Here is a 6,170-nt window from a genome sequence, read left to right as displayed (position 1 = left end):
CCCCTGTGAGAGTAGGACGTCGCTAGGCATACAGAAACCACTGAGTAATCAGTGGTTTTTTTTTGACTAAGAAGACAGTCCAATCTATTAATCCAAAAGGCATTTAAAATAAAATTACTCTTCAAAGAAATTACCAGTAACTGTATAATGGAAAGGAAAAGTCCAAAATGAACCTGGATTGAATCGAGGGTTCGCGACAACTTATTGAAACGTATTGACTAGCAACAGACAAAACATATTAGCTTATGATTCACTTTATTAATGGGATAGAATATGTAACTAAACAAAATGTAGATTGCCTTTAAAAGGAGGAAATGATGAGTGGTATATATGTATTACTTTTTTGTGTAGCGATTACGTTACATAATATTGAAGAAGCCATCTGGTTACCTAAGTGGTCCCAACAATCATCAAAGTTTCAAAAACCGGTTACTTCAAAGCAATTTCATTTTGCAGTTATCGTAATAACTATTCTAGCTTATTTATCTGCGATTTCTTATTTATATTCACCCGATACAAAGTTGATAAAGTGGATATTCATTGGCTTTTTAGGCTCGATGATTGTCAATGCAATTTTTCCGCATCTACTAGCTACGGTGTTTATGGGGAAGTATGCCCCAGGGCTTCTAACCGGCTTATTGCTTAATATTCCTATAAATTCTCTCGTCCTTTATCAAATGTTTAATGGGAATTTTATTATATGGAATGAGTTAATATTATCGACGTTAGTTGTTGGAATTACTTTGTTAGCACTTATACCGTTATTATTTAAAATTGGTGGCAGTTTATGATAATTCCGCAATAAGGAAGTAATCATTATTAAATACAGTCTTAAAAATACATCATATAGAAAAGATGTTCTCTCGTTTTGGGGAGAACATCTTTTTTGACTTGGTATCGGTTAGAACTCTAAAACTTTCCTTAATTGATTAATATAGGACTGACTTACCGGTAGCAAGGCTCCGTTCTTAAGTTCAACAACAAAGTTGGAAGTAAGGTCCTTAGAAATGCGTTGTAAGAAATAAATATTGATTATATATGATCGATGAATGCGTATAAAGTAATCTGGCAACTTTAATTGAAGTTCCTTTAAAGTAACATTGGTCTTAAATTGTTCATTATTGGCATAGAACCAGGTACGTTTTTGCAAGCTCTCAATATGCGTGACTTGTTCAATTGGAACGGGTATCCAACAGTCGTCTTGCTTCCCTGTTAGAAACCTGTATTGCTCCTGCCTTTTGGGTACATATGAGGGTGGGAAAACGATGACAAGAGCCGCTTCCTGCTGTTCGATTCTAATCGGATAACCCATTGCATAATAAGGCGTGCCAAAAATTGTCCCATCTGAAAGGATTTCTGTCTTTTCTCGCTTTTTCAATACCTGCCATGCTACACTTTTCGGGTGTATCTCATCCTCAAGTTTATGATGTACGTGTGCAATACTTGCACTGCAATAAATATAAGTACCCTGCATCCCTATGACAATTGAAGCATCCTTTGGAATCCAATCCTCTAATAAAATTTTATATTGATCCCCTCTGCTTGCTTCCTCTTTCAATACTCGAACAGTCATTTCCATTACATAGAGCCCCCTTGTTTGATAACAATATCTAACTACTTATCCCTACATTTTGCCATTTCATCTGAAAAACGCGATATTTCGTCAGAAAATAATGAAAATTTAATCAACCTGTTATATATTAATTTACAACAAATACTTCTGTTATGGAACAGCGAATGAAACATTTTTTAACAGTAAGTATTTAAACAAAGGGGAAGGTGTGAATATTCATGACGACAAGAAGTGAAAAAATCGAGGGAATTAAAAAAGATTGGGCTGAAAATCCAAGATGGAAAGGCATTGAAAGAACATATAAAGCTGAAGAAGTTGTAAAACTGCAAGGTTCTGTTGTAGTGGAGCAAACTTTAGCCAAACGTGGTGCCCGTCGTCTTTGGAAGTCTTTGCAGGAAGAAGATTTTATCAATGCATTGGGGGCTTTGACAGGAAATCAAGCAGTACAACAAGTAAAGGCTGGTTTGAAAGCAATCTACTTATCGGGGTGGCAAGTAGCGGCTGATGCAAACCTGGCAGGTCAAATGTATCCTGACCAATCATTATATCCGGCCAACTCTGTACCACAAGTGGTGAGACGCATCAATCAAGCATTACAACGTGCAGATCAAATTGACCATGCAGAAGGACGTAACGATGATTTTGATTGGTTTGCGCCGATTGTTGCCGATGCAGAAGCAGGGTTTGGCGGTCCGTTAAACGTCTTCGAATTGGTAAAAGGAATGGTCGAGGCGGGTGCTGCAGGTGTCCACTTAGAAGATCAATTAGCTTCGGAGAAAAAGTGTGGCCACTTAGGTGGAAAAGTATTACTTCCAACACAGAATGCAGTTCGTAATTTAATCGCAGCTCGTCTTGCAATGGATGTAATGGGGGTGGATACAATCTTGATTGCCCGTACAGATGCAGATGCAGCCGACATGGTAACAAGTGATATTGACCCGCGAGATGCCGAGTTTATCACCGGTGAACGTACACCTGAAGGTTTTTTCCGTACAAAAGCGGGTATTAAGCAAGCGATTGCACGCGGGTTGGCTTATGCTCCTTATGCAGATTTAATTTGGTGTGAAACGTCTAATCCATCAATCGAGGAAGCACGTGCATTTGCTAATGGTATTCATGAAAAATTCCCTGGGAAAATGTTGGCTTACAACTGCTCACCTTCATTTAACTGGAAGGCCAAACTTTCAGATAGCGAAATCGCAGAATTCCAGCGCGAAATTGCAAAGATGGGTTATAAATTCCAATTCGTAACTTTGGCAGGATTCCACTCACTTAATAAATCAATGTTTGAGCTTGCTGTGGACTATAAAGATAATGGTATGGCGGCTTACTCTAAGCTCCAGCAGGCAGAGTTTGATTTAGAGGCTAAAGGTTATACAGCCACTAAACATCAACGGGAAGTAGGTACAGGTTACTTTGATGAAGTTGCGCAAGCAATCTCGGGCGGAACATCTTCTACTACCGCGATGGCTGGATCTACTGAAACAGCACAATTCGCATAAAGATTGTGCCAATGAGGCCATAACCAATTCAACGCAATAACAACAAGATTTATGGGCAAGGCTATTAAAACTAGCGATTATCAATAAGGTGGGGATATGTAAAATGGAACAGGCTACATCACAAAATTTCCAAATTGTGGGGGAACTATCAGAACAGACACAAGAAATATTGACCCTTGAGGCATTGGATTTTATCGTTTCTCTTCATGAAAAGTTTAATGAGCGCCGTAAAGAATTGCTTAAAATGAGAGAAGAACGACAAAAGCGTTTAAATGACGGAGAGCAGCTTCAGTTTTTGAAAGAAACGGAACAAATTCGGAAAGGGAATTGGACGATTGCACCGCTTCCGATTGATTTGCAAGACCGTCGCGTTGAAATTACGGGGCCTGCTGTCGATCGCAAAATGGTCATCAATGCATTGAACTCAGGTGCTAAGGTGTTTATGGCATGTTTTGAAGATGCTTCTACACCAACTTGGAAAAACATGATCGCAGGGCAGATAAATATGCGTGATTCAATTAACCGTACAATTTCATTAACACAAGAATCAAATGGAAAAACATACAGCTTAAACGATCAAACGGCTGTACTAATCGTTCGTCCAAGAGGGTTGCATTTGTTGGAGAAAAATCTATTGGTAAATGGTGAACCGATGTCAGGTAGCTTCTTTGATTTTGGCCTGTATTTCTTCCATAATGCAAAAGAATTGATTGCTCGCGGAACAGGTCCTTATTTCTACTTGCCAAAGCTTGAAAGCCACTTAGAAGCACGTTTGTGGAATGATGTATTTGTTTATGCCCAAGACTATTTGAAAATCCCGCAAGGTACAATCAAGGCGACTGTTCTGATTGAGACCATTGTCGCGGCTTTTGAGATGGATGAAATCCTTTACGAATTGCGCGAGCATTCTGCCGGCCTTAATTGTGGACGTTGGGATTATATTTTCAGCTTTATCAAACGTCTGCGCAATCAACCGAACGTCGTATTGCCTGATCGTGGTCAAGTGACGATGACAGTTCCGTTCATGAAGGCTTATACATCTTTATGCATCCAAACTTGCCATAAGCGGAATGCGCCGGCAATGGGGGGGATGGCGGCCCAAATTCCGGTGAAAAATGATGAAGAAGCTAATAACACAGCCTTTGCAAAAGTTGCGGAAGATAAACTTAGGGAGGCTACTGATGGACACGACGGTACGTGGGTGGCCCACCCTGGATTAGTAAAGGTAGCGATGGAACAATTTGATGCCATTATGAAAACGCCAAACCAAATTGATAAAAAACGCGAGGATGTCAATGTAACCGCAAGCGACCTAGTTGCCGTTCCAGAAGGCACAATTACAGAAGAAGGACTTCGCATCAATCTAAGCGTCGGAGTCCAATATATCGCATCGTGGCTACGTGGAAATGGTGCTGCACCAATTAATAATTTAATGGAAGATGCAGCAACCGCCGAGATTTCCCGTACCCAAGTTTGGCAATGGATCCGCCATGAAAAGGGAATGCTCCAGGATGGGCGCGAAGTGACACTTGAATTAACGCTGGAACTTTTGAAAGAAGAGCTTGCAAAAATTAAAGGTGCTGTTGGGGAACAAGCATATCGTACAGGTCGTTATGAAGAGGCGGCTGGACTGTTTAAAACTTTAGTCGAGCAAGATGAGTTTGTTGAATTTCTAACACTACCGGGTTATGAAAGAATCAGCTAATATCTATCAGAAGCAAGTTGCCTCCAAACCACTATTTCTGATAGTTTCAAACAAGGGGATTATATATATTTTTTGAGATGGGGATGGGATGTCTTACTGGCTGGATTGGGCCGGTGGGACATTCTTTTAATTTTTAGAAGGAATTTATCATAGGCTAAAAGAATTGAACTATAAAGGAATTACATAGCAAAGGGGAAATGTCGTGTTATGAAAAATAAGGAATTGCTTCTAGTACCAGGTCCAACACCAGTAGTTGATGAAATTTATGAGGCACTAGCAAGTGAAACAAGAGGACATACCGATCCACGTTTCGTATCCACGTTCAAATCGGCAATACAGCAAACAAAACGCCTACTGCAAACAGATGGTGAAGTATTTATAGTGGCAGGTTCCGGTACATTGGCAATGGAAATGGCGATTGTAAATACAGTTGGAAGAGGGGAAAAAATACTTGTCATTAGTCACGGCTATTTTGGTGACAGGTTTACACCACTAGCCAATGCTTATGGCATTGAAGTGGATGTTTTGCAAGCTGAATGGGGGAAACAAGTAAATCCATCAGTCGTTCAAGAAAAGTTGTCTATCGATAATTATAAAGCTGTCACAATCACTCACGCCGATACATCAACAGGTGTCATATCGAATTTGGAAAAACTCGTACCAATAATAAAACAAGCAGGAGCACTGATCATTTTAGATGGAGTGGTAGCAACAGCAGCTCTTGATGAGAAGATGAGCAAAACTTATGGACATCCGGATTATAAAATTGATGTCGTATTGACGGGTTCCCAAAAAGCAATTGGCGTTCCTCCGGGGCTGGCCATTGTGGCGTTTAATCAAAGTGCTTTGGAGGCAAGGGAAGCCTTGGGTACAATCACGGCCTACTATTGTGACATCAAGAATTGGATACCGATTATGCAGGATCCATCCAAGTATTTCGCAACGCCTCCGGTAAATTTAATCTATGCCTATAACACAGCGCTGAATATAATTTTAGAGGAAGGGATCGAACAGCGAGAAAAACGTCATATCGCTTTTGGTCGTGGAGTTCGCGCCGCTCTTCGCACGTTTGGAATGGAATCATTGGCCGCTGAAGAGGTGGCAGCGCCGACATTAAGCTGTATGTTATACCCGGAAGGCGTGGACGACATGTCATTCAGAACACTTCTTTCACATAAAGGCGTGATTGTAGCCGGTGCGTTGGCACATCTAGCAGGCAATGCATTCCGTATTGGTCATATGGGCAATACAACGCGTGAAATGCTGGAAAGTGCAATTCGGCACATAGGTGATGTGTTATACGAATTGGGGTTAAAAGTTAATACAGAGGAAGCCATTACAGCATTTAGAGCAGAGTTATCACAGATGGTTTCTCGGTAAAAAAAGAAAA

5 protein-coding genes are annotated in these 6,170 nt (G+C 40.5%); 4 read left to right on the top strand and 1 reads right to left on the bottom strand.

Going from position 1 to position 6,170, the window contains the following annotated elements:
• The first annotated feature begins 317 nt into the window (after positions 1 to 317).
• Positions 318 to 791: an HXXEE domain-containing protein gene (locus CD33_RS01475; protein WP_036197477.1), complete on the top strand. Its 474-nt coding sequence runs from the start codon at positions 318 to 320 to the stop codon at positions 789 to 791.
• Positions 792 to 901: 110 nt separating this feature from the next.
• Here CD33_RS01475 and CD33_RS01470 read toward each other — a convergent pair whose 3' ends face one another.
• Positions 902 to 1,579, bottom strand: coding sequence for a LytTR family DNA-binding domain-containing protein (locus CD33_RS01470; protein WP_235863420.1), 678 nt, complete (start codon positions 1,577 to 1,579; stop codon positions 902 to 904).
• A gap of 212 nt (positions 1,580 to 1,791) precedes the next feature.
• Between CD33_RS01470 and aceA the strand changes: the two genes are divergently transcribed.
• From aceA to CD33_RS01455, 3 genes are all read left to right on the top strand, one after another.
• Positions 1,792 to 3,075 (top strand): isocitrate lyase, encoded by a 1,284-nt coding sequence (gene aceA, locus CD33_RS01465; RefSeq protein ID WP_036197476.1) that lies wholly within the window; start codon positions 1,792 to 1,794, stop codon positions 3,073 to 3,075.
• 103 nt (positions 3,076 to 3,178) lie between these two features.
• Complete coding sequence (gene aceB / locus CD33_RS01460) at positions 3,179 to 4,780, top strand: malate synthase A (protein ID WP_036197473.1); 1,602 nt, start codon at positions 3,179 to 3,181, stop codon at positions 4,778 to 4,780.
• 207 nt (positions 4,781 to 4,987) lie between these two features.
• Positions 4,988 to 6,160 carry a pyridoxal-phosphate-dependent aminotransferase family protein gene (locus CD33_RS01455; protein WP_036197471.1) on the top strand — a complete coding sequence of 391 codons (1,173 nt, stop codon included), beginning with the start codon at positions 4,988 to 4,990 and terminating at the stop codon, positions 6,158 to 6,160.
• Positions 6,161 to 6,170 lie beyond the last annotated feature (10 nt).

It is taken from the genome of Ureibacillus sinduriensis BLB-1 = JCM 15800, from assembly GCF_000772955.1.
GTDB lineage: Bacteria > Bacillota > Bacilli > Bacillales_A > Planococcaceae > Ureibacillus > Ureibacillus sinduriensis.
This window is presented reverse-complemented; position numbering and strand designations above follow the sequence as displayed.

Coding starts and splice junctions, on each gene's coding strand:
- CD33_RS01475 (WP_036197477.1), top strand. CDS start 318: ATGAGTGGTATATATGTATTACTTTTTTGTGTAGCGATTACGTTACAT.
- CD33_RS01455 (WP_036197471.1), top strand. CDS start 4,988: ATGAAAAATAAGGAATTGCTTCTAGTACCAGGTCCAACACCAGTAGTT.
- aceA (WP_036197476.1), top strand. CDS start 1,792: ATGACGACAAGAAGTGAAAAAATCGAGGGAATTAAAAAAGATTGGGCT.
- aceB (WP_036197473.1), top strand. CDS start 3,179: ATGGAACAGGCTACATCACAAAATTTCCAAATTGTGGGGGAACTATCA.
- CD33_RS01470 (WP_235863420.1), bottom strand. CDS start 1,579: ATGGAAATGACTGTTCGAGTATTGAAAGAGGAAGCAAGCAGAGGGGAT.